Genomic DNA, 21,301 nt, shown 5'->3' with positions numbered 1-21,301 from the left:
CACGCGAACTAAATACTTCACGTAGGTTGTAAAATAGTTGGCCCTGAATTTTCAAGAAGTGCAGGGTAATCAATATTATAATGTAAGCCTCTGCTTTCCTTCCGTTCCATTGCGCAGCGGATAATCAGCTCGGCAACTTGCACAAGATTACGTAATTCCAATAAGTTATTACTTACACGGAAATTAGAGTAATACTCTTGGATCTCTTGTTGTAGCATCATGCAGCGCCGCAGAGCTCGCTCTAATCGCTTATCTGTTCGTACTATGCCAACATAATCCCACATGAACAATCTAAGCTCATGCCAGTTATGTGCGATGACGACTTCTTCATCCGAATTACTGACCTTGCTTTCGTCCCAACTTGGCACATTCATAGGCAGTTGTATTTTTTGTAATTGGCTTTCAATATCTTGCGATGCTGCCCTTGCAAATACCAAACATTCTAATAAAGAATTACTAGCCAGACGGTTAGCGCCGTGCAGTCCGGTATAAGCGACTTCACCTATGGCATATAAGCCATTTAAATCAGTTTGCCCATGTAAATCCGTCATTACACCACCACAGGTATAATGAGCAGCAGGTACCGCTGGTATCGGGGACTTAGTCATATCAATTCCCAGCTCCAAGCAACGCTGATAAATGGTAGGAAAGTGTTTGATAATAAAATCTGCTGGTTTATGGCTAATATCTAAATAAACACAATCTGAACCTAAGCGTTTCATTTCATAATCAATCGCCCGAGCGACGATATCCCTAGGCGCTAATTCGGCTCGCTCATCAAATTCAGGCATAAAGCGACTGCCATCAGGGCGGCGTAGATAAGCACCTTCTCCTCTTAAGGCTTCCGACAATAAAAAGTTTTTGGCATCAGCATGGTATAAGCAGGTCGGATGAAATTGATTAAACTCCATATTAGCTACGCGGCAACCAGCACGCCACGCCATAGCAATACCATCACCACTGGCAATATCTGGGTTAGAAGTATATTGATATACCTTCGAGCAACCTCCCGTTGCCAGCGCAACAAATTTGGCAGTAATGGTTTCTACATGTTCTTTGTCTCGATTCCATACATAAGCGCCAAGCACACGATTTCCAGGGCGGTTAAGTTTACGAGAAGTGATAAGATCAATCGCATTATAACGCTCTAACACTCGAATGTTAGGGTGATTAAGTGCGCGCTGTTGCAATGTGGTTTGTACCGCTTTTCCTGTAGCATCAGCAGCATGCAAAATACGACGATGACTATGGCCGCCTTCGCGGGTGAGGTGATAAGGTGCATCTTGTTGATTGTCAGATGTTTCTTCTTTGTCAAAAGCCACACCACAATCTATCAGCCACTGCATCGACGCTTTGGCATTTTCAGCGGTAAAAGTGACCACGTTTTTATCACACAATCCGGCACCCGCTATTAGGGTGTCATTAACATGGGATTCTATGGTGTCGCCTTCATCAAATACGGAAGCTATGCCACCTTGGGCATAAAGGGTTGAGCCTTCAGCTAAAGGGCCTTTAGAAAGAAGAATAACTGAAGATGTTTCTGCCAAATGGAGTGCTAAAGTGAGCCCTGCCGCACCGCTACCTATTACCAAAATGTCAGATTGGTATTCAACTGCTTGTGTCATCGGGTATCATGGGTAAAGAAATGGTTCAGTAATGGTAAATCAAAACACCATACTTGGGTACATTAAGCCGATATTTTGTTCGTGCTATTTGGTATTTATTTGGCATAAAGCCAACAAAATGAATTTTTTTTTATATTTTATCGAACTTTTATTGAAATGCTCAGTCTACTTATATGAACAGGATTCGAGCGACTGAATATCAGTGATACAGATTTAGGAGTAGTCGGCTCGGATGAGTGGACAATATAGTGATCAACAATTAGTTGAGCGTGTACAGCAAGGCGATAAAAACGCTTTTAACCTGTTGGTAATGAAATACCAAAACAAAGTAATGAGCCTGATTGGACGATATGTTCGAAATCAAGCGGATGTAGCAGATGTAACGCAAGAAGCTTTTATTAAAGCTTACCGCGCACTAGCTAATTTTCGTGGTGATAGTGCTTTTTATACTTGGTTGTACCGAATAGCCGTCAATACGGCAAAGAATTTTCTTACCTCTCAAGGGCGAAAAGCGCCTGCGAATGATGTAGATATTGAAGAAGCTGAATACTATGAGGGCAGTGATGCTTTAAAGGAATTCGCTTCACCAGAGCGTTTATTGATGAAAGATCAAATGAGTAAAGTGATCTTTGATACTCTTGATAAATTGCCTGAAGAATTAAAAATGGCGATATCACTACGCGAGTTAGATGGTATGAGTTACGAAGATATTGCCAATATCATGGATTGTCCCGTTGGTACGGTAAGATCGCGAATATTTCGCGCTCGAGAAGCAATCGATAAACAGCTCCAGCCTCTACTGGAAAAGTAATAGTCTTATTATTTAAGATAGGTGAAAAATGGTTAAATCAAGTCAAGAATGGGTATCTGCAGCTGTTGATGGCGAAGTTGATGAGCAAACATTAACTCAACTCGCATCTGATGTTGATTCTCATCAAGAGTGGCAACGTTATCACATGATTGGTGATACCATGCGTGGTGAACTCCCCGCGGCCATCGACTTAGATATTACAGCAAGTATTGCTGCTGCTATTGAATTAGAGCCTACCATTATGGCGCCTAAAAATAGCAAAGTAGTACAGAATGACGGTGTGGTGTCCAACACGCCTAAAACATCGAATGTTGTGTCACTGTTTAAGCAATTTGGTCAGTATGCCATTGCCGCAAGCGTTGCTTTAGTTGCAATTGTTGGTGTGCAGTCTTACGATTATTCTCAAGATGTCGAGTCACCTTTGCCAGTGTTTAACACTCGTCCACTAGTGGGCACTATGTCTCCAGTGAGTCTACAAACTGGGCCAGTTGCGAATCAACAAGGTTATACAAACGAGCAAGTGCTTGAGCAGCGCAAACGTATTAACGCTTATATTCAAGATCACATGCTTCAACAACGCTTAAACCCAGGTGTTCAAGTTGAGCAAGCTAATCAAGCTGAAATCAACCAATAACTTTTATTCTTCATACAGCAATGGTTTAATGGGCCATTGCTGTTTTACTTCCTAGGAGTTAGCTTGCGCCTTTTCCTGCTAGCACTGTTAATTATTTCCCCTTTTAGTCATAGTGAAGAATTGTCAGCGAAAGATTGGCTTATCAATATGAGTCAAGCCCTTAGCGAAACACAGTTCAAAGCCTCAGTTGTTCAAATTCAAGCAGATCATGTGCGTCCTTTGGTGTTTTTACAAGGTTCGGTAGATGATAAGCGAATAGCCTATTTAGAATATCTCAATGGCCCGCCCAAAAATGCGGTCAAAGTGAATAATACCGTTACCTTTCTAGAGCATGACCAACCGCCTTACAGTGTTAACGCCAACCTAATTCAAGGTGTTTGGCCAGTATCTTTGTATGGTGACATTAGTAAGCTAGAGCAGGGTTATCAATTTGTGCTGGGAGGCCGGAGTCGTATTGCAGGTCGTGCGGGGCAAATGATTCGATTTATTGCTAAAGATGAATATCGTTATGATGCTCAAATTTGGCTTGATTTAGAAACCTATTTACCTTTGCGATATGACACACTTAATCGTGAGAAGCAGTTACTCGAACAGACAATGGTTATCGAGCTTATTGAATTTAATGAGTCTCCAAGTATTTTAGTTGAAGCAAGTAAGCATGATTGGCCTGAAGTGATAAAACAAGCCGATCGTAAAGATGCACAAGATTGGCAGTTTACCTGGTTACCGCAAGGTTTTAACATGATTGTTAGCGATAACCATCGTTTAATTGGTATTCATGAACCGGTTGAATATATTGCGTTAACCGATGGTTTAGCGAATATTTCAGTTTACGTCGCTAGAGCTCCAGAGGGGCCAATGCCTGAAGAGTTAGTGACCCGGAATGGTTTATCTATGGTGGTTGAAAAAGTAGGTAATGCTGAAGTGGTTGCATTGGGTAAAGTACCAAGTCAAACTTTAGAGCGCATTGCCAGAAGTTTAGCGTTAAAATAGTACTTTAATTGCCCTTTAACCATAAGCAAATAGATATGCCTAATCGACCCACACCCGTTGATAGCGAACTTAAGCCAAGTCCTTTACTAGAGGAGTTGGCTAAAGTTGTTGATTACCAAAAAGGTTGGGTGATGGTAGAGGTTGAATTAAAAAGCGCCTGTAATCATTGTGCTAATAATGATAATTGTGGCACATCTGCTGTGGCTAAAGCCTTTTCGGTAAAAACCCAACGATTTGCTATTGCCAGTGAACAAGCATACACAAAAAACGATATGTTGAAGTTGGGGCTCCCTGAAAGCGTGATTATTCAAGCTGCAGCCTTGGTTTATCTGCTGCCTTTGTTAGGATTGTTTTTATTTGCAGGCATAGGGCATTTATTAGCGCTAGGCCTAGAACTTGATACTAATCTTAGCGCTATGACGTTTGCCTTGTTGGGTGCTGCGTTTAGTTGGCGAATAGGTAAATATTTTGCACATAAGATTGAAGCCAACGCACAACCCGTTATCATCAGTAATTTAGGCCAACAGGTCGATTTATTCCGTCAAGTTTAGTCATTTCAATTAAATTGAGCCTTTGTTTTTAGACAATTTTAGGCTTGATTTAGACATGGATGATGAATCTGATTGGTATTAGCACCCTAATCAGGTACAATTTCACACCATATTTTTCACCCTTTTTAGTAGTAGTCATTGCCTCATAATGAAACACATTAGAAACTTTTCAATTATTGCCCATATCGACCACGGCAAATCCACCTTATCGGATCGTCTTATCCAGTTTTGTGGCGGCTTAAGTGACCGCGAGATGGCAGCTCAGGTTCTCGATTCAATGGACATTGAACGTGAGCGTGGCATTACCATTAAAGCCCAAAGCGTAACTTTGGACTATAAAGCTAAAGATGGAAATACCTATCAATTAAACTTCATTGACACCCCAGGGCACGTAGACTTTTCATACGAAGTGTCTCGCTCACTAGCCGCCTGTGAAGGCGCATTGTTAGTGGTAGATGCTGGTCAAGGTGTTGAAGCGCAAACGTTGGCAAACTGTTATACCGCATTAGATATGAATCTTGACGTGGTTCCAGTGTTAAACAAAATCGATTTACCTCAAGCTGAGCCCGATAGAGTGGCAGCTGAGATTGAGGATATTGTAGGTATTGATGCTATGGACGCTGTGCGATGCTCAGCTAAAACTGGCGTAGGTATTGAAGATGTACTTGAAGAAATTGTTGCTAAAATTCCGCCACCAGAAGGCGATGAAAGTGCGCCATTACAAGCATTAATTATTGATTCTTGGTTTGATGCCTACTTAGGTGTTGTCTCATTAGTGCGTATTAAGCATGGTGTACTGAAAAAAGGCGACAAGTTTAAAGTGATGTCCACTGGACAAAACTACAACGCCGATCGCGTAGGTATTTTCACTCCTAAAGAAAACGATGAGCCTGAACTTCGTGCTGGTGAAGTGGGTTATGTTATCTCTGGTATTAAAGAGATCCATGGTGCGCCGGTAGGTGATACATTAACTCATGCTAAACATGGCGCAGATAAACCGCTTCCAGGGTTTAAAAAAGTGAAGCCTCAGGTTTATGCGGGTGTTTTCCCTATTTCGACTGACGAATATGAAAACTTCCGTGAAGCATTGAACAAATTATCATTAAATGATGCCTCACTATTTTTCGAACCAGAAACATCAGGTGCACTGGGTTTTGGTTTCCGTATTGGTTATCTTGGCTTATTGCACATGGAAATCGTGCAAGAGCGTTTAGAGCGCGAATATAATCTTGATTTGATTACGACAGCGCCAACGGTAGTTTACGAAGTAGAAATGACCAATGGTGAGGTTATTTATGTTGATAATCCATCAGATCTTCCACCTCTGAACAATATTGAAGAAGTACGTGAACCGATTGTTGAAGCCAATATTTTAGTGCCAAAAGAATATTTAGGTAACGTGATTACCTTGTGTATTGATAAGCGTGGCATGCAAACAAATATGGTTTATCACGGTAACCAAGTTGCTGTGACCTACCACTTACCCATGGCTGAAGTCGTCATGGATTTCTTTGACCGCTTGAAGTCAACGAGTCGTGGCTATGCATCATTGGAATATAACTTCATTCGTTTTGACCCTGCAGATATGGTGCGTTTAGATATTCTTATCAATGGCGATCGCGTTGATGCGTTAGCGATGATTATTCACCGCAGTAATATCCGCCATCGTGGTTTAGCGCTTGTTGAAAAGATGAAAGAGCTTATTCCAAGACAGATGTTTGATATCGCTATTCAAGCCGCGATAGGCAGTCAAATTGTTGCGCGTTCAACGATTAAAGCACTACGTAAAGACGTAACAGCTAAATGTTATGGTGGTGACGTGTCGCGTAAGAAGAAACTGCTTAATAAGCAGAAAGAAGGTAAAAAACGTATGAAGCAAGTGGGTAACGTTGAGGTGCCTCAAGAGGCATTCTTAGCAGTATTGAAGTTGAATGATTAATCATAATTAACCCAATTGCTTCTAAGATAACGCCGCATTTAGCGGCGTTATCGTTATAATAAATCTAATTTATCTGCAAAAATTTGTCAGTAATTAGTCATCAAAAATGGCTTACACTGTTTGTCTAGATAATAACCTTTAAAGTGTAAGACTTATATTAGGAGTTCTATCAGCAATGGCAGCTCACTTTTCTACCATTCTTGTACTAGTCACCCTTATCAGCGGGTTGATTTGGCTTATTGACGTGGTATTTTTTGCGCCCAAACGCAAAGAGAAATTGGCTTTAGCGCAATCGGGTTCAAAACAACTGACTGACGAAGCGATTGATAAAATTGTTCGTGAACCCATGATAGTTGAAACCGCACACTCAATTTTTCCTGTGATTGCATTTGTGATGATTCTACGTTCATTTATTTACGAACCATTTCAAATACCATCAGGGTCTATGATGCCAACATTACTCGTTGGTGATTTTATCTTGGTTGAAAAATTCAGTTATGGTTTACGCGATCCTGTCTGGCGCACCAAATTAGTGGAAACTGGTGAGCCTGAACGTGGAGATGTGTTTGTATTTAAATACCCAGAAAACCCTGCAATTGATTATATAAAACGTGTAGTCGGATTGCCGGGAGACTCGGTAATATACCGTAACAAGCAATTGACTATTCAGCCTAAATGTAGCACTGATAACGTGTGTCCTGAGCCATTGGTTATTGAACATGTTGAGCTTAACCAAGGTGAGTTCAGCCAAGAAAATGTACCATTAACTCGCTATACTGAAACAATATCTGGTTTCGCGCACGATATATTAATCAATCCATCACGCCCTGATTTTAGACAGCATTTTTATCAACAAGCGGGAACTCAAAACGGTGAATTTATTGTGCCTGAAGGGCAATATTTTGCTATGGGTGATAACCGTGATAACAGTACCGATAGTCGTTTTTGGGGCTTTGTGCCAGAAGCTAATCTTGTTGGAAAAGCTGTAGCTATTTGGATCAGCTTTGAGTTTGACCGTGAACCAAGCGGGTTTTTACCTACATGGATACCAAGCGGAGTTCGTTTCGAGCGCACGGGTGGAATTAAGTAATGGAACCGATTAAAAACTTGCCTAGGCTGTGTCGTACTTTAGGTTATGAATTTAACGACATTAACTTACTCATTCAAGCCTTGACTCACCGCAGTGCCGCGAATAAACATAACGAACGTTTAGAGTTTTTAGGTGATTCGATTTTATCGATTGTGATATCTGACGCGTTATATCATCAATTTCCTAAGGCTACGGAAGGTGATTTAAGCCGTATGCGCGCAACCTTAGTGAAAGGCGATACGCTGACCTTGATTGCCAAAGAGTTTAAGCTAGGTGATTACCTGTTTTTAGGCCCTGGTGAACTGAAAAGTGGTGGTTTTAGACGTGAATCTATTTTGGCTGATGCAGTTGAAGCCATAATTGGTGCTGTTTATCTCGATGCCAATATTGATGCCTGCCGTACATTATTATTGAATTGGTATGAGCAACGTTTAGCTAAAATTAAGCCAGGTATTAATCAAAAAGATCCTAAGACAATTTTACAAGAGCATCTTCAAGGTTTTAAAAAGCCATTACCTGATTATCAAGTGGTGAAAGTTGAAGGTGAAGCACACGATCAAACCTTTACGGTTGAGTGTCGTATTACGGATTTAGCTGATGTCGTTATTGGCGTAGCAAGTTCAAGAAGAAAAGCTGAGCAGCTAGCGGCTGCTCAGGTGTTGGAGTTACTGAACAAATGACCAAGAAAAACGACTTGCCAGATCAACAAACACAGGCAGAAAAAGAGCCAAGCTTAAATGAGTTATTGTCAAGAATGAACCTTGCCGCACCCGAGGCAACAGCTCAATATGATGTGACTTATTGCGGCATGGTTGCCATTGTTGGCCGTCCCAATGTGGGCAAGTCGACTTTACTGAATAAATTACTTGGCCAAAAAGTCAGTATTACTTCTAAAAAGCCACAAACAACACGCCATCGTATTATGGGTATTCATAGCGATTGCCCTAAACAAATCGTTTTTATTGATACGCCAGGTTTACATATTGAAGAAAAGCGTGCCATTAACCGATTGATGAACCGTGCAGCTGCCAGTTCATTAGCGGATGTGTCTATGGTGATTTTTGTTGTTGATGGAATGACCTGGACCGCTGACGATGAAATGGTTTTACAAAAAATTAAGCATCGAAACGATGACCGTAAAATTGTGCTAGCAATTAATAAAGTGGATAACATCAAAGATAAAGAGGCTTTGTTCCCTTACTTAAATGAATTGGGTAAGAAGTTTGATTTTGATGATATTTTGCCTATTTCAGCGAATAAAGGCACTAACGTGCAGCGTATTTTAGAGTTGGCGCAAACGTCATTACCTAAAGCGCCGTTTTATTTTCCTGAAGATTATGTCACCGATAGATCGCAACGTTTTATGGCTTCTGAAATTGTCCGTGAAAAATTAATGCGCTTTTTAGGTGATGAATTACCTTACGATTGCACCGTTGAAATTGAACAATTTAAAATGATGGACAATGGCGTTTATCAAATTAATGCACTGATTTTAGTTGAACGTGATGGCCAGAAACGTATGGTCATTGGCAATAAAGGTGAACGTATTCGTACTATCGCTACTCAAGCCCGATTAGATATGGAAACTTTATTTGATAACAAAGTGTTTCTTGAAATATGGGTTAAAGTAAAGTCGGGTTGGGCTGATGATGAACGCGCGCTTCGTAGCTTAGGTTATGGTGAAGATTAACCACTTTGGTGGTAGCACGCACAGGATGACGTTAACATGGCCACAATGAAACGTGGCTATGTCTTACATCACCGAGCCTATCGTGAGTCTAGCGTGATTGTTAACTTGCTCGTTGATGGGATCGGGAGAGTTGACGCCATTGTTCGAACCGGTAGCGGCAAACGTTCTATTAAATCTATTTTACAACCTTTTCAACCCCTCATTATTCAATTTAGCGCCCAATCTGAAGCCAAAAATTTATCGCTAAAAACCATTACCCATATTGAAGCCGCAGCGCCTGCAATTCCATTATCAGGCAATAGCCTGTATTCAGGGTTTTATTTAAATGAGCTATCTGTACGTTTATTAACGGTTGAACACCAAACAGAATCTTTATTCTTAGCTTATCATCGAAGTGTTTTATCTTTGGCTCAGGCCTTTTGTTCAAGCCACTTACGTTTTTTTGAAAAAGCCCTTTTACTCGAACTTGGGGCCTTGCCTTCCTTACAGTATGATGTGAATGGAAATGCGATTGATGCCGATAGTTTTTATCGATTAGAGGCCGATTGCGGCTTTATACCTGTACTACAACAAGCTGTCGGTACGTTCAGTCACGGTAAAAGTGTCGTACCTGGTGCAATGTTAATTGCCCTTCATGTTGAAGATTTACCTGCAGTGCATCTTAATTCCGCCAAAGGTCTAATGCGTTTTTTGCTAGCACCTTTACTCGGCACTAAACCATTATTAAGTCGACAATTATTCATTAAATAACCTCTGCGCTAGATACATATCTCACAGTTCTTTACACTACTAACTGTTTGCAATAGACCCGCTATGACACGTAAATTTGCCCTGTTATCATTACAAAGTTCAGGTTTAATTGTAAGCGCTAGAATATGAGTGGGTTAAATATCATTTATTCCACCCTTAACCCGAGTTAAGGTTAAATAATCTCGAATTTAGTGACACTTCTCAGTACAATAACAGCCATAATATTTTGTCATCACGTTAAGGAACCTTCCGTGAGCGCTATTTTTTTAGGTATTAATATCGATCATATTGCGACCCTTCGTCAGGCTCGCGGCACTAATTATCCCGATCCCATTCATGCAGCCGCCGTTGCAGAACATGCAGGCGCGGATGGTATTACCATTCATTTGCGTGAAGACCGTCGCCATATCCAAGACAGAGATGTGTATTTATTAGCAAAAACCCTTAAGACACGGATGAATTTTGAATTTGCTGTGACAGAGGAAATGATTGCAATTGCATGTGAAGTTAAACCCGCATATGCATGCTTAGTGCCTGAAAAACGAGAAGAACTGACCACAGAAGGTGGCTTAGATGTAGCAGGTCAGTTAGACAAAATAACCTCAGCCGTGACCCGTTTGGAAGCTCAGGGGATTAAAGTATCTTTATTTATCGATGCAGACAAACAGCAAATCGATGCCGCGGTTGCATCTGGCGCGCCTTATATCGAAATACATACGGGTTGTTATGCTGATGCGCATACAGATGCCGAGCAAGCGTATGAGTTGAAACGAATCGCAGACATGGCTGCTTATGCTCATGGTAAAGGGCTAGTGGTTAATGCCGGTCATGGATTGCATTATCATAATGTGAAACCGATTGCGGCTATACCTGAATTATATGAGTTAAACATTGGCCATGCAGTGGTTGCACGAGCGGCTATTGATGGGCTTGAAAAGGCCGTACGAGATATGAAACAGTTGATGCTTGAAGGTCGTAGAGGCGAATAATGGCAATTATTGGGATTGGTACTGACATTGTTGAAATTGCCCGTATACGTGAACAATGTGCACGCATTGGTGATAAGTTAGCCAAGCGTGTTTTGACCGATGCCGAGTTTGCTGTTTATCTTCAATCCAAATTACCAGAGCGTTTTCTCGCAAAACGTTTTGCTGCTAAGGAAGCTGCTGCTAAAGCATTAGGCACGGGTATTGGACGGGGCGTGTCTTTTCAACATATTCATATTGATAACGATGAAAATGGTGCGCCAACTTTGAGTTTCAGTGCAGGAGCCAAAGCACGGCTTGAGTTGTTGAATGGACGCCACGTATTTATCAGCATCGCAGATGAACAGCACTATGCGGTGGCGACTGTGGTGCTAGAAAGTTAGCAATAGCCCATTATTGTGGATTTAATTTAGGCGCATTAGCGCCTTTTTTAGTGGGCTTTTAAAATCTTGAGAGATGCGCTAAGTTAACAGCATAATAACAACATTAATCGAGAGTAATTATGAAATCTGCCGTAGAACAACTTGCCACTTATAAAAGCGTCCACTTGAATCCCAAAAATATTCGAACGCATTTTTTCGGGGTGCCTATGATCATTTGGTCAGCCTTTTTAATGTTAGGAACGATTCGTTTCGAACTGGCGGGTGTTGAATTTAGCGCTGCTATGGTACTGATGTTGTTGGTATTGGCTTATTACTTCAAGCTTCATGTTAAACTGGCTTTAGGGTTAACCTTGTTCATTATTCCTGTGTTAATCACCTCGGAAATGGCCGTTCATAGCTCGCAGCCTTTTGTGTTGGCAATCTCGATATTCGTGGTTGGCTGGATAATTCAATTTGTTGGCCATAAATATGAAAAAGCGAAGCCTGCTTTCATGGATGATTTAAACCAATTATTAATTGGCCCCTTTTTCTTAATGGCTGAATTGTATTTTATGCTGGGGTGGGAAAAACAGTTAGACGCTGAAATTACACCTATTGCCAGAGATAAACGCCGAGCAATTGAAGCGGCAAAGCGAGCCCAGTAGTAAATCCCAGGGTATAAAAAAAGGCGCTAAGCGCCTTTTTTATTGTTTACTGAAAGTGTTAACTTATTTCATCGTCATCGCTTGGTTCAACAATGGGTGAGTTTGGCATGATACGCACCAACTTGATCATATTGTCGGCAACCTCTATGACCTCAATATGATAATCAGCTAAACGAAGACTTGTCTTAGCGGCTGGGATATCTTCAAGATATTCGACAATCAGGCCATTTAAGGTTTTAGGACCATCGATGGGGAAGTCCCATTTCATTTCTTTGTTAAGATCACGGATGTTAATCGTAGCATCAATTAAGAAACTGCCATCTTGTTGAATATTAATATCTTCACTTGGTGTGGTCATCATAGATGTGGTGAAGTCTCCAACGATTTCTTCCAATATATCCTCAAGGGTAACCAAACCTTGAATATCACCGTATTCATCGACCACTAAGCCAATACGTTCTTTATTCTGCTGAAAATTGGCAAGCTGCACGTTTAGTGGAGTGCCTTCGGGAATAAAGTACAGCTCTTTTACGGCACGTAATAATGATGACTTGCTGAATTGCTCTTTAGATTGCAGGCGTAGCGCATCACGTAAGTGAATGAAGCCAACAGCATCGTCAATGGTGTCACGATATACTAGAACACGCGTATGAGGACTTTGAGTGACAAGTTTATTAATCAGTTTAAAGTCATCGTTCATGTTAATGGCGTAAATGTCTGAACGCGCGATCATAATATCTTCAACAGTGACTTTTTCTAAGTCTAATATCGATAGCAACATTTCTTGGTGACGTTGCGGGATCAAAGCGCCAGCTTCATGCACTACGGTTCGTAGTTCTTCCTGGCTTAATGCATCATCCGTTTGTACGGTTTTTATGCCCATCAAACGTAAAAAACCAGTGGTGATAATGTTGAGTGATTTGACTAAAGGAAGTAACAGAATGAGTAACCATTTCAGAAGTATGCTTGACGGGAAAGCAATCCGTTCAGGGTGCAAAGCTGCGTAGGTTTTAGGAGTCACTTCTGCAAAAATTAATACCACAACGGTTAAAACACCAGTGGCAATAGCAACGCCCACATCACCAAACAAACGCATACCAACAATTGTCGCGATAGCGGATGCCAGAATATTTACCAGATTGTTGCCTATAAGAATGAGACCGATTAAACGATCAGGCCTATCGAGCATTTTCAATGCACGTTGGGCGCCTTTATGTCCACTGCCTGCTAGGTGACGAAGTCGGTAGCGGTTTAAAGTCATCATGGCGGTTTCTGAACCAGAAAAATAAGCTGAGATCAGTAATAAAACCAAAAGAAAAATCAGGAGTGCGCTGGTAGATATAGCGTCCAAGAAGGGGGCTCCGTAAAAGCATACAAGCTGTATTTACAGCTAAAATGGATGAGTTAAGTTGGACATTATTAATGACTGACAAAAAGAGTCAAGAGATATGCTGGGATATTATCCCTAAACTGCAAAAGAAAGTGGTTGTTATCGCAATAAACTTGCTAAAAAGTAGCGGGTTTTGATAAGGCTATCTAGCTAGATAGCCGTTATATTCAAACCCAAATAAAGCCAACTAATTGAGAATAAGTTCTTTGACAATACGGGCGCCAAAGTAGGCGAGTGACAATAAACCTGCCCCCGATAAACTGTAAAACACCGCGGTTCGTATTCTACATCCTATGGTGTAATGCTGCCATAACATCGCACCGTACACTAACCAAGCCATGATAGATAAAATGGCTTTGTGGCCTTTACCTTCAATGAACATGTCTTCAAGAAATACGAACCCTGTGATCAGTGACAGGCTGAGTAATACAAAGCCAATTACCACTAGATGATATAACTGACGCTCAACTGTCATTAGCGGCGGCATAGAAGGACTCATAATCATTTTCTTGGTTTTGAGCTTATTTTGAATCATCCATAATTGTAGGGCGTAAAGCGCGGCAATCATCAATGCACTATAGGCCATGAGTGATAAAACAACATGGGCTAAAATTTCAGGATGCAGTTCAAAATGCGTAATAAATTGAGGTGGCAATAACCACAACAACGCAACAGAAATGATTGAACAGGCATAAATGACCGGCAATACAACAATGACTTTTAGTCGTGGCAACGTCACGGTAAAGGTGAATGCAATAATCCAGTTCACCATTGAAATCACATTGGTTAAACTGAAGTTTTGTCCATCAAGAGTAAAAATTGAATTTGAAAGTGCAAAACCATGCATTACCACAGCTAGAGCAGATATGATCAATATAAGTTTACGATTGGGACCATCAGCATGAAATAGCCGGCTAGTGGCAAGAATCAATGCAATACAATAAAACAACATAGCCGAAGCAGAAAAAATAACCATCCGATTTGAACCTATCAAGTTATACAGACATGTTGGCTGGATAAAATATCAAGCCATAAAAAATACACGGGCATTATAGGGTTAGACTAACATGAAGTTGCCCTATAAGGGCAGTGACCTAATACGCAAAATTTAACAGTATCCTACCCTTAGCTGCAAATAATTTACGTTATGCCATAAACGATGATCATGACACAGGCTAAATCAGCCCTGTTTATGTCAAAGTCATACTTTTTATAGCAGGTTTATTATTTCGTTTGAGCTAAAAATGAATAAATTGTCACACAAACGCGCATCTTAAAAAATTTTGAGTATAATAGTGCGCATTATCGAGAAGCGTATTAAGAGCGGTTAAATGTTTGAGAATCTATCTGACAGACTATCAAGAACACTAAAAAATATCAGTGGTCGAGGTCGATTAACGGAAGACAACATTAAAGACACCTTACGTGAAGTCCGCATGGCTTTACTCGAGGCAGATGTTGCTTTACCTGTTGTAAGAGAATTTGTTAATAGCGTCAAAGAGCGAGCTGTTGGTCAAGAAGTCTCAAAAAGTTTAAGTCCAGGACAAGCTTTTATTAAGATTGTTCAAAGTGAGCTTGAACGCGCCATGGGTGAAGCTAATGAAGCGTTAGACTTAGCCGCACAGCCGCCAGCCGTCATTATGATGGCTGGTTTACAAGGCGCGGGTAAAACAACGTCTGTAGCTAAGCTGGGTAAGCTGTTACGCACTCGCCATAAAAAATCAGTCTTAGTTGTCAGTGCTGACGTTTATCGTCCGGCGGCAATTAAGCAGCTTGAAACATTAGCAGCAGAGGTTGAGGTTGAATTTTTCCCCTCTGATGTCAGTCAAAAGCCATTAGATATTGCTAAAGCGGCAATTGCTCATGCCAAACTAAAGTTCATTGATGTTGTTATTGTCGATACAGCAGGTCGTTTGCATGTTGACGAAGCCATGATGGACGAGATTAAAGAGCTGCATGCGGTGATCAAACCGATTGAAACCTTGTTTGTTGTTGATGCTATGACGGGTCAAGATGCGGCAAACACGGCTAAGGCATTTAATGAAGCATTGCCACTTACTGGGGTTATCTTAACGAAAGTTGATGGCGATGCGCGCGGTGGTGCAGCATTATCCATTCGTAGCATAACCGGTAAACCGATTAAGTTTTTAGGTGTTGGTGAAAAAACTGACGCCCTAGAGCCTTTCCATCCTGACCGTATAGCATCGCGTATTCTAGGTATGGGCGATGTGCTATCTCTGATTGAGGAAGTTGAACGTGGTGTCGATAAAGACAAAGCCATGAAACTTGCCTCAAAAGTGAAAGCCGGTGGTAGCTTCGATTTAGAGGATTTTCGTGAGCAATTGCAGCAGATGAAAAACATGGGCGGCATGATGAACATGATTGAAAAGCTGCCTGGTGTTGGACAATTACCCCCAGAAGCCTTAGCGCAAGTCCAAGATGGAAAAATGACAGGGCAAATGGAAGCAATTATTAATTCCATGACAGCCAAAGAGCGTAAAAATCCAGATGTTATCAAAGGGTCACGCAAGCGTCGTATTGCGTTAGGTTCAGGTACACAGATTCAAGATGTGAATCGTTTATTGAAGCAATTCACTCAAATGCAAAAAATGATGAAAAAAATGTCATCTAAAGGCGGCATGAAGAAAATGATGCGTGGAATGAGCGGTATGCTCCCACCTGGCATGAAAATGCCTGGCCGATAATTTAATTTCAATCTCCGTAAGTGGACACTTACTTTGAAACTATAATCCAGTTTTGCTGCAAAAAACGGCACTGTGGCTTGCAATAGTTTCAAAGTCAGGTAAAATCTTTCGGCTTTCTTTCTGGGACCTTCGCGAACACGGGTTCCAGTTTTTATTTTTGCTTCTAGCAAATCATTAGAGGAATAAAACGCATGGTTACCATTCGTTTAGCTCGTGGCGGCGCAAAAAAGCGTCCATTTTACAATATCGTTGTTGCTGATAGCCGCAATGCTCGTGACGGTCGTTTCATCGAACGTGTAGGCTTCTTCAACCCACTAGCTCGTGGTCAAGAAGAAACTTTACGTTTAGATTTAGACCGTGTTGAGCACTGGGTTGCTACTGGCGCGGCAACATCTGACCGTGTTGCTAAGTTAATTAAAGACGCACGTAAAGCAGCTGCTTAATTGCGTTTAGGTATAGATTGATGAGTAGTAACCAACAGCCGATTGTGCTGGGAAAATTAGGCGCAAGTCATGGCATTAAAGGTTGGCTAAAAATCACTGCCTATACCGATTCTGTTGAAGGCATTTTTGATTATTCTCCTTGGCTCATTTATGACCAAGGGAAATGGCGTGAAGTTAAAGTCAGCCAGTGGCGCTCACAAGGTAAAGCGATAATCGCTGAACTGGAAGGGGTAGCCTCTCGGGAACAGGCGCAAATGCTCACTAATTGTGAAATTGCGATTATGCCTGAACAAATGAAAGAACTGAGTGATGATGAATTTTATCACCGAGATCTTATCGGATGTGAAGTGACAAATAGTAACGGCTATAACATGGGTATTGTTGACCAGATCGTGGAAACAGGATCAAACGACGTATTACTTGTTAAAGCTAACGCCAAAGATGCTTTTGGCAAAGCGGAACGTATGATCCCCTTTGTCCCTGAACAATTCATTTTAAAAGTGGATTTGCAAGGCAAACAGATAACAGTGGATTGGGATCCTGACTTCTAAGTCGAGGTACAACAAATGTGGTTAGGGGTAATAACCCTGTTTCCAGAGATGTTTCGTGCCGTTACAGACTTTGGGGTGACGGGTCGAGCCGTAAAAAACGGCCTGCTTGAGGTGCAAACGTGGAATCCTCGTGATTTCACCCATGATAGACACAACACGGTTGATGACCGCCCTTATGGTGGTGGACCTGGAATGTTAATGATGGTGCAACCTCTACGAGATGCCATTCATGCAGCAAAAGCTGCAGCGGGTGACAGAGCGAAGGTGATTTATCTATCCCCTCAGGGACGCAAGCTGGATCAGCAAGGTGTCACTGAGTTAGCTAAATCAGACAGTTTGATTTTAGTGTGTGGTCGCTACGAAGGTATCGATGAGCGCATTATCCAAACTGAAGTGGATGAAGAATGGTCAATTGGCGATTACGTGCTTTCGGGCGGCGAAATACCAGCAATGACTTTAATCGATTCAGTGGCGCGTTTAGTACCTGGTGTACTAGGTAAGCAAGCTTCAGCAGAGCAAGATTCTTTCTCTGATGGGTTACTGGATTGTCCTCATTACACACGCCCTGAAAACTTAGATGGTATGGATGTACCTGCAGTGTTGTTAAGCGGCGACCACGAAAAAATTAGACTCTGGCGGTTGCAACAAAGTATCGGAAGAACTTTTTTACGACGACCAGAAATATTTGAAAATCTAGCTCTGACTGACGAACAAACTGCACTATTAACGCAGTTTGTTAACGAAACGGATGTGTCCGTATAGTCATCGCTTCAGTTATTCTAGAACGGAGTAAGTTATGAACAACATCATTAAAATGCTCAACGATGAGCAAATGAAAACAGACGTACCTGAATTTGGTGCTGGTGATACAGTAGTAGTTCAAGTTCGCGTAAAAGAAGGTGATAAAGAGCGTCTTCAGGCTTTTGAAGGTATCGTTATCGCAAAACGTAACCGTGGTTTGCACTCTGCATTCACAGTTCGTAAAATCTCTAATGGTGAAGGTGTTGAGCGTGCTTTCCAAACGCACAGCCCATTAATTGCTAGCATCGAAGTTAAGCGTCGCGGCCGTGTTCGTCGTGCTAAACTTTACTACTTACGTGAGCGTTCAGGTAAATCTGCACGTATCCGTGAAAAATTGGCAACTAAGTAATAGTTATCAATTTAGTTTAAAAGATGCAGTGTTCGCACAACTAACCGCCGAAAGGCGGTTTTTTGTATCTGGAAGATAATCCTATTAATTATTATTTAATTTGTCTTTCAAATAATTCTTGATCTGAACTTCACTCACAGGCATAGTTAGCGCTAAGATGTAATGGTGTATCATTACAAAGTTACATGTGGTTTGTTAATTATCGTTAGCAAGCTTCACATAGTTGCCTTTTAAGAGATAAGAAGTGAGCCAAGATCATGCAGCAAGATACCATTAATAACGTTCATATTAGTTCCGAGCAAGTGCTCTCTACACCGACGCAACTTAAGCAAGAATTGCCTTTATCTGTGCATGCGTATCGCTATATTTTAGATGCTCGGAAAACGGTTGCTGATATTGTACACAAGCGAGATAACCGTGTACTAGTGGTCACAGGCCCCTGCTCTATACATGATATTGAAGCTGCGAAAGAATACGCATTAAAGCTCAAAAAATTACATGATGAACTCAGCGATGAATTTTATATCTTAATGCGAGTGTATTTCGAAAAGCCTCGTACAACGGTAGGTTGGAAAGGGCTTATCAACGATCCGAACATGGATGAGTCTTTTGATGTTGAAAAAGGCCTTAGAATGGCGCGCGAGCTGATGATTTGGCTAGCTGAACTTGAACTCCCTGTCGCAACAGAGGCGTTAGACCCGATTAGTCCGCAGTATATCTCAGAGCTGGTGACCTGGTCAGCTATCGGTGCACGCACAACAGAGTCGCAAACTCACCGTGAAATGGCATCTGGCTTGTCTATGCCTGTGGGCTTCAAAAATGGTACCGAAGGTAAATTAGATGTCGCTATTAATGCGCTGAAATCTGCAGCAAGCAGCCACCGTTTTATGGGAATTAATCAAGAAGGGCAAGTGAGTTTGTTACAAACAGCAGGCAATCCAGATGGGCATATTATCCTACGAGGTGGACTTGCACCAAACTATGATGCCCAAAGTGTTGCTGAATGCGAAGCACAAATTCATAAAGCCAAATTAAATGCACGGTTAGTGGTCGATTGTAGCCATGGTAATTCCTCCAAAGATCACAATCGTCAAAAACAAGTATGTGAAGACGTATTTAATCAAATTGTTGAAGGAAATAAATCCATTATTGGTGTTATGCTAGAAAGTCATTTAAATGCCGGTAATCAAAGTACTGATAGACCATTAAATGAACTTGAATATGGTGTGTCTGTCACAGATGCCTGTATTGATTGGGCCACCACGGAAACGATACTAAGACAAGGCGCTAACCTGTTATCTGCAGTTCTTCCAATTCGATTTGATATGCTGCAAGTTGTTAATGGTTAATGAAAAGTATGATGAACGAAAAAACTACCGCTGATTTAGAAAAACTACGCGATTTAATTGATGGCGTTGATCAACAACTACTACATTTATTACGAAAACGTTTAGATTTAGTCGCCCAAGTTGGTGCGGTAAAGCATGCAGCCGGAGTGCCTATTTACGCACCGCAACGTGAAGCCTCCATGCTGGCCAAACGTCGTGATGAAGCGCAGAAGATGAATGTGTCGCCGCAGCTAATTGAGGATATTTTACGTCGATTAATGCGCGAATCTTATTTGAACGAGAAAGATGTTGGTTTTAAGCAGGTTAAGCATGATTTAGGGCATATAGTGGTTGTGGGAGGTGAAGGTCAGCTCGGACAATTATTTACCCAGATGCTGACATTGTCTGGTTATCAGGTCAAAAGCTTAGACAAAAATGATTGGCATCGTGCCAATACTTTATTTGATGGAGCTGGTTTGGTGATTGTCACTGTCCCCATCAAAGTCACTTGTAGCGTGATCCGTGAACATCTCACTAATTTACCTCAAACATGTATTTTAGCCGATTTAACTTCGATTAAAGAACAACCGGTTGATGCCATGCTTGACGCACATAAAGGGCCTGTCGTTGGTTTACATCCGATGTTTGGTCCAGATGTTGGTAGTCTTGCTAAGCAAGTCATTGTGGTTTGTCATGGTAGACATAGCGAAGCTTATCAATGGCTGCTTGATCAAATTGTTATCTGGGGAGCGAGAACTGTTGAAGCTGAACCGGTAAAACATGATAAAGCGATGCAACTTGTGCAGGCCATGCGCCACTTTTCTAGCTTTGTGTATGGCATGAATTTATGCGAAGAGCAGGCAGATATTGATACTTTACTGCAGTTTAGTTCACCCATCTATCGATTAGAGTTGGCCATGGTAGGGCGCTTATTTGCTCAAGATCCTGAGCTGTATGCCGATATTATTTTTGCACAACAGGGAAGCCAAGACGCGATTAGTGATTATTTAGACAACTATCGAAATGCACTTGCATTATTAAAGTCGGGTGACAGAAGCACATTTGTAGAAGAGTTTAAACGTGTGGCAAAATGGTTTGGTGATTTTGCACCACAGTTTCAACATGAAAGCAGAGCGATGTTGCAATCAGTTAACGACATGAAAGCAGGTTAAGCATTTTTCATAGTTTGATGATTGCACAAATCTAGTCTAGGGCTTATGTTTATAGTGTTGTGAAAAATGATTGTGTTGTCATGATGCAATTTACGAATTTTTTATCATTCACCATGGAGATGAGCCCATGACAACATCCAATATGCTGTCTACATCGACAACACAAGATAAAACTGTCGGCCATTTTTTATATGCCATGATGAGTGCTTTTCCACTATTTTTAATTCCTGTTCTCGTCAGCTTTTGGCTCAATCTTATTCAGAAAAATATCCAACCTAATTCATTACTTGCTTCTCACCTTCGCTGGCAGCGATTGAGCATTATTGGTTTATGTCCTTTCTTTATTGCCGGTTATTGCTTTAGCCCTTTATGGTTAAGTATCACCATGTACCTAGTTGGTATCAGTTGGTTTAGTTATCGTATATTTAAGGGCTGGGTCAGCTTAAATGAAGGTTTGATGGTTTAA

23 protein-coding genes are annotated in these 21,301 nt (G+C 41.3%); 20 read left to right on the top strand and 3 right to left on the bottom strand.

The genetic code is table 11. The annotated features are described in order from the left end of the window. Positions 1-17: 17 nt before the first annotated feature. A complete protein-coding gene (gene nadB / locus IEY03_RS10390; RefSeq protein ID WP_188841304.1) occupies positions 18-1,625 on the bottom strand; it encodes an L-aspartate oxidase in 1,608 nt (535 codons plus the stop codon). A 232-nt stretch (positions 1,626-1,857) separates the two neighbouring features. Here nadB and rpoE point away from each other — a divergent pair, with 232 nt between their 5' ends. The 12 genes from rpoE (at position 1,858) to IEY03_RS10330 (ending at position 12,096) form a co-directional block, all read left to right on the top strand. Continuing rightward, entirely contained in the window at positions 1,858-2,436 is a 579-nt protein-coding gene (gene rpoE / locus IEY03_RS10385) for an RNA polymerase sigma factor RpoE (protein WP_188841302.1), read from the top strand. Positions 2,437-2,464: 28 nt separating this feature from the next. Next, positions 2,465-3,070, top strand: a complete 606-nt coding sequence (locus IEY03_RS10380) for a sigma-E factor negative regulatory protein (RefSeq protein WP_188841300.1) — start codon at positions 2,465-2,467, stop codon at positions 3,068-3,070. A gap of 63 nt (positions 3,071-3,133) precedes the next feature. Further along, positions 3,134-4,063, top strand: coding sequence for a MucB/RseB C-terminal domain-containing protein (locus IEY03_RS10375; protein WP_188841298.1), 930 nt, complete (start codon positions 3,134-3,136; stop codon positions 4,061-4,063). Positions 4,064-4,098: 35 nt separating this feature from the next. Continuing rightward, on the top strand, positions 4,099-4,614 hold the full coding sequence (locus tag IEY03_RS10370) for a SoxR reducing system RseC family protein (protein WP_188841297.1): 516 nt from the start codon (positions 4,099-4,101) through the stop codon (positions 4,612-4,614). A gap of 148 nt (positions 4,615-4,762) precedes the next feature. Further along, positions 4,763-6,553 (top strand): translation elongation factor 4, encoded by a 1,791-nt coding sequence (gene lepA, locus IEY03_RS10365; protein WP_188841295.1) that lies wholly within the window; start codon positions 4,763-4,765, stop codon positions 6,551-6,553. 175 nt (positions 6,554-6,728) lie between these two features. Next, positions 6,729-7,643: a signal peptidase I gene (lepB, locus tag IEY03_RS10360; RefSeq protein WP_188841294.1), complete on the top strand. Its 915-nt coding sequence runs from the start codon at positions 6,729-6,731 to the stop codon at positions 7,641-7,643. Beyond that, a complete protein-coding gene (rnc, locus tag IEY03_RS10355) occupies positions 7,643-8,323 on the top strand; it encodes a ribonuclease III (protein WP_188841293.1) in 681 nt (226 codons plus the stop codon). The genes lepB and rnc overlap by 1 nt, the downstream gene beginning before the upstream one ends. Further along, positions 8,320-9,333: a GTPase Era gene (era, locus tag IEY03_RS10350; RefSeq protein ID WP_188841292.1), complete on the top strand. Its 1,014-nt coding sequence runs from the start codon at positions 8,320-8,322 to the stop codon at positions 9,331-9,333. Before rnc ends, era begins: the two co-directional genes overlap by 4 nt. A 45-nt stretch (positions 9,334-9,378) precedes the next feature. Next, positions 9,379-10,083, top strand: a complete 705-nt coding sequence (recO, locus tag IEY03_RS10345; RefSeq protein ID WP_188841587.1) for a DNA repair protein RecO — start codon at positions 9,379-9,381, stop codon at positions 10,081-10,083. A 251-nt stretch (positions 10,084-10,334) separates the two neighbouring features. Further along, positions 10,335-11,072 carry a pyridoxine 5'-phosphate synthase gene (gene pdxJ / locus IEY03_RS10340; RefSeq protein ID WP_188841291.1) on the top strand — a complete coding sequence of 246 codons (738 nt, stop codon included), beginning with the start codon at positions 10,335-10,337 and terminating at the stop codon, positions 11,070-11,072. Continuing rightward, a complete protein-coding gene (gene acpS, locus IEY03_RS10335) occupies positions 11,072-11,452 on the top strand; it encodes a holo-ACP synthase (RefSeq protein WP_188841290.1) in 381 nt (126 codons plus the stop codon). Before pdxJ ends, acpS begins: the two co-directional genes overlap by 1 nt. A gap of 119 nt (positions 11,453-11,571) precedes the next feature. After that, positions 11,572-12,096, top strand: coding sequence for an Mpo1 family 2-hydroxy fatty acid dioxygenase (locus IEY03_RS10330; protein ID WP_188841289.1), 525 nt, complete (start codon positions 11,572-11,574; stop codon positions 12,094-12,096). 58 nt (positions 12,097-12,154) lie between these two features. Here IEY03_RS10330 and IEY03_RS10325 read toward each other — a convergent pair whose 3' ends face one another. After that, a complete protein-coding gene (locus tag IEY03_RS10325) occupies positions 12,155-13,447 on the bottom strand; it encodes an HlyC/CorC family transporter (protein ID WP_188841288.1) in 1,293 nt (430 codons plus the stop codon). Between the two features lie 226 nt (positions 13,448-13,673). Continuing rightward, entirely contained in the window at positions 13,674-14,462 is a 789-nt protein-coding gene (locus IEY03_RS10320) for a cytochrome C assembly family protein (protein ID WP_188841287.1), read from the bottom strand. 355 nt (positions 14,463-14,817) lie between these two features. Between IEY03_RS10320 and ffh the strand changes: the two genes are divergently transcribed. The 8 genes from ffh to IEY03_RS10280 all read left to right on the top strand — a co-directional run bounded on the left by ffh (position 14,818) and on the right by IEY03_RS10280 (position 21,301). Continuing rightward, the gene (ffh, locus tag IEY03_RS10315) at positions 14,818-16,191 is read left to right on the top strand and encodes a signal recognition particle protein (protein ID WP_188841286.1); all 1,374 of its coding nucleotides are present in this window, start codon (positions 14,818-14,820) and stop codon (positions 16,189-16,191) included. Between the two features lie 191 nt (positions 16,192-16,382). Next, on the top strand, positions 16,383-16,634 hold the full coding sequence (rpsP, locus tag IEY03_RS10310; RefSeq protein ID WP_169563463.1) for a 30S ribosomal protein S16: 252 nt from the start codon (positions 16,383-16,385) through the stop codon (positions 16,632-16,634). A gap of 20 nt (positions 16,635-16,654) precedes the next feature. Continuing rightward, a complete protein-coding gene (rimM, locus tag IEY03_RS10305; protein ID WP_188841285.1) occupies positions 16,655-17,185 on the top strand; it encodes a ribosome maturation factor RimM in 531 nt (176 codons plus the stop codon). 15 nt (positions 17,186-17,200) lie between these two features. Then, positions 17,201-17,947, top strand: a complete 747-nt coding sequence (trmD, locus tag IEY03_RS10300; RefSeq protein ID WP_188841284.1) for a tRNA (guanosine(37)-N1)-methyltransferase TrmD — start codon at positions 17,201-17,203, stop codon at positions 17,945-17,947. Between the two features lie 34 nt (positions 17,948-17,981). Beyond that, positions 17,982-18,335: a 50S ribosomal protein L19 gene (gene rplS / locus IEY03_RS10295; protein WP_188740919.1), complete on the top strand. Its 354-nt coding sequence runs from the start codon at positions 17,982-17,984 to the stop codon at positions 18,333-18,335. 257 nt (positions 18,336-18,592) lie between these two features. Further along, entirely contained in the window at positions 18,593-19,684 is a 1,092-nt protein-coding gene (locus IEY03_RS10290) for a 3-deoxy-7-phosphoheptulonate synthase (protein ID WP_188841283.1), read from the top strand. An 11-nt stretch (positions 19,685-19,695) separates the two neighbouring features. Beyond that, positions 19,696-20,835 carry a bifunctional chorismate mutase/prephenate dehydrogenase gene (tyrA, locus tag IEY03_RS10285; RefSeq protein ID WP_188841585.1) on the top strand — a complete coding sequence of 380 codons (1,140 nt, stop codon included), beginning with the start codon at positions 19,696-19,698 and terminating at the stop codon, positions 20,833-20,835. A 127-nt stretch (positions 20,836-20,962) separates the two neighbouring features. Continuing rightward, complete coding sequence (locus tag IEY03_RS10280; protein WP_229778279.1) at positions 20,963-21,301, top strand: hypothetical protein; 339 nt, start codon at positions 20,963-20,965, stop codon at positions 21,299-21,301.

It is taken from the genome of Shewanella aestuarii (genome assembly GCF_014647215.1).
Lineage (GTDB): Bacteria > Pseudomonadota > Gammaproteobacteria > Enterobacterales > Shewanellaceae > Shewanella > Shewanella aestuarii.
This window is presented reverse-complemented; position numbering and strand designations above follow the sequence as displayed.

Excerpts from the sequence above, each read along its gene's own strand:
- trmD (WP_188841284.1), top strand. The coding sequence starts at position 17,201 with ATGTGGTTAGGGGTAATAACCCTGTTTCCAGAGATGTTTCGTGCCGTT.
- IEY03_RS10380 (WP_188841300.1), top strand. The coding sequence starts at position 2,465 with ATGGTTAAATCAAGTCAAGAATGGGTATCTGCAGCTGTTGATGGCGAA.
- recO (WP_188841587.1), top strand. The coding sequence starts at position 9,379 with ATGAAACGTGGCTATGTCTTACATCACCGAGCCTATCGTGAGTCTAGC.
- rimM (WP_188841285.1), top strand. The coding sequence starts at position 16,655 with ATGAGTAGTAACCAACAGCCGATTGTGCTGGGAAAATTAGGCGCAAGT.
- acpS (WP_188841290.1), top strand. The coding sequence starts at position 11,072 with ATGGCAATTATTGGGATTGGTACTGACATTGTTGAAATTGCCCGTATA.
- lepA (WP_188841295.1), top strand. The coding sequence starts at position 4,763 with ATGAAACACATTAGAAACTTTTCAATTATTGCCCATATCGACCACGGC.
- IEY03_RS10330 (WP_188841289.1), top strand. The coding sequence starts at position 11,572 with ATGAAATCTGCCGTAGAACAACTTGCCACTTATAAAAGCGTCCACTTG.
- rplS (WP_188740919.1), top strand. The coding sequence starts at position 17,982 with ATGAACAACATCATTAAAATGCTCAACGATGAGCAAATGAAAACAGAC.
- rpoE (WP_188841302.1), top strand. The coding sequence starts at position 1,858 with ATGAGTGGACAATATAGTGATCAACAATTAGTTGAGCGTGTACAGCAA.
- IEY03_RS10280 (WP_229778279.1), top strand. The coding sequence starts at position 20,963 with ATGACAACATCCAATATGCTGTCTACATCGACAACACAAGATAAAACT.
- rpsP (WP_169563463.1), top strand. The coding sequence starts at position 16,383 with ATGGTTACCATTCGTTTAGCTCGTGGCGGCGCAAAAAAGCGTCCATTT.
- nadB (WP_188841304.1), bottom strand. The coding sequence starts at position 1,625 with ATGACACAAGCAGTTGAATACCAATCTGACATTTTGGTAATAGGTAGC.
- ffh (WP_188841286.1), top strand. The coding sequence starts at position 14,818 with ATGTTTGAGAATCTATCTGACAGACTATCAAGAACACTAAAAAATATC.
- era (WP_188841292.1), top strand. The coding sequence starts at position 8,320 with ATGACCAAGAAAAACGACTTGCCAGATCAACAAACACAGGCAGAAAAA.
- rnc (WP_188841293.1), top strand. The coding sequence starts at position 7,643 with ATGGAACCGATTAAAAACTTGCCTAGGCTGTGTCGTACTTTAGGTTAT.
- IEY03_RS10370 (WP_188841297.1), top strand. The coding sequence starts at position 4,099 with ATGCCTAATCGACCCACACCCGTTGATAGCGAACTTAAGCCAAGTCCT.
- tyrA (WP_188841585.1), top strand. The coding sequence starts at position 19,696 with ATGAACGAAAAAACTACCGCTGATTTAGAAAAACTACGCGATTTAATT.
- IEY03_RS10290 (WP_188841283.1), top strand. The coding sequence starts at position 18,593 with ATGCAGCAAGATACCATTAATAACGTTCATATTAGTTCCGAGCAAGTG.
- lepB (WP_188841294.1), top strand. The coding sequence starts at position 6,729 with ATGGCAGCTCACTTTTCTACCATTCTTGTACTAGTCACCCTTATCAGC.
- IEY03_RS10320 (WP_188841287.1), bottom strand. The coding sequence starts at position 14,462 with ATGGTTATTTTTTCTGCTTCGGCTATGTTGTTTTATTGTATTGCATTG.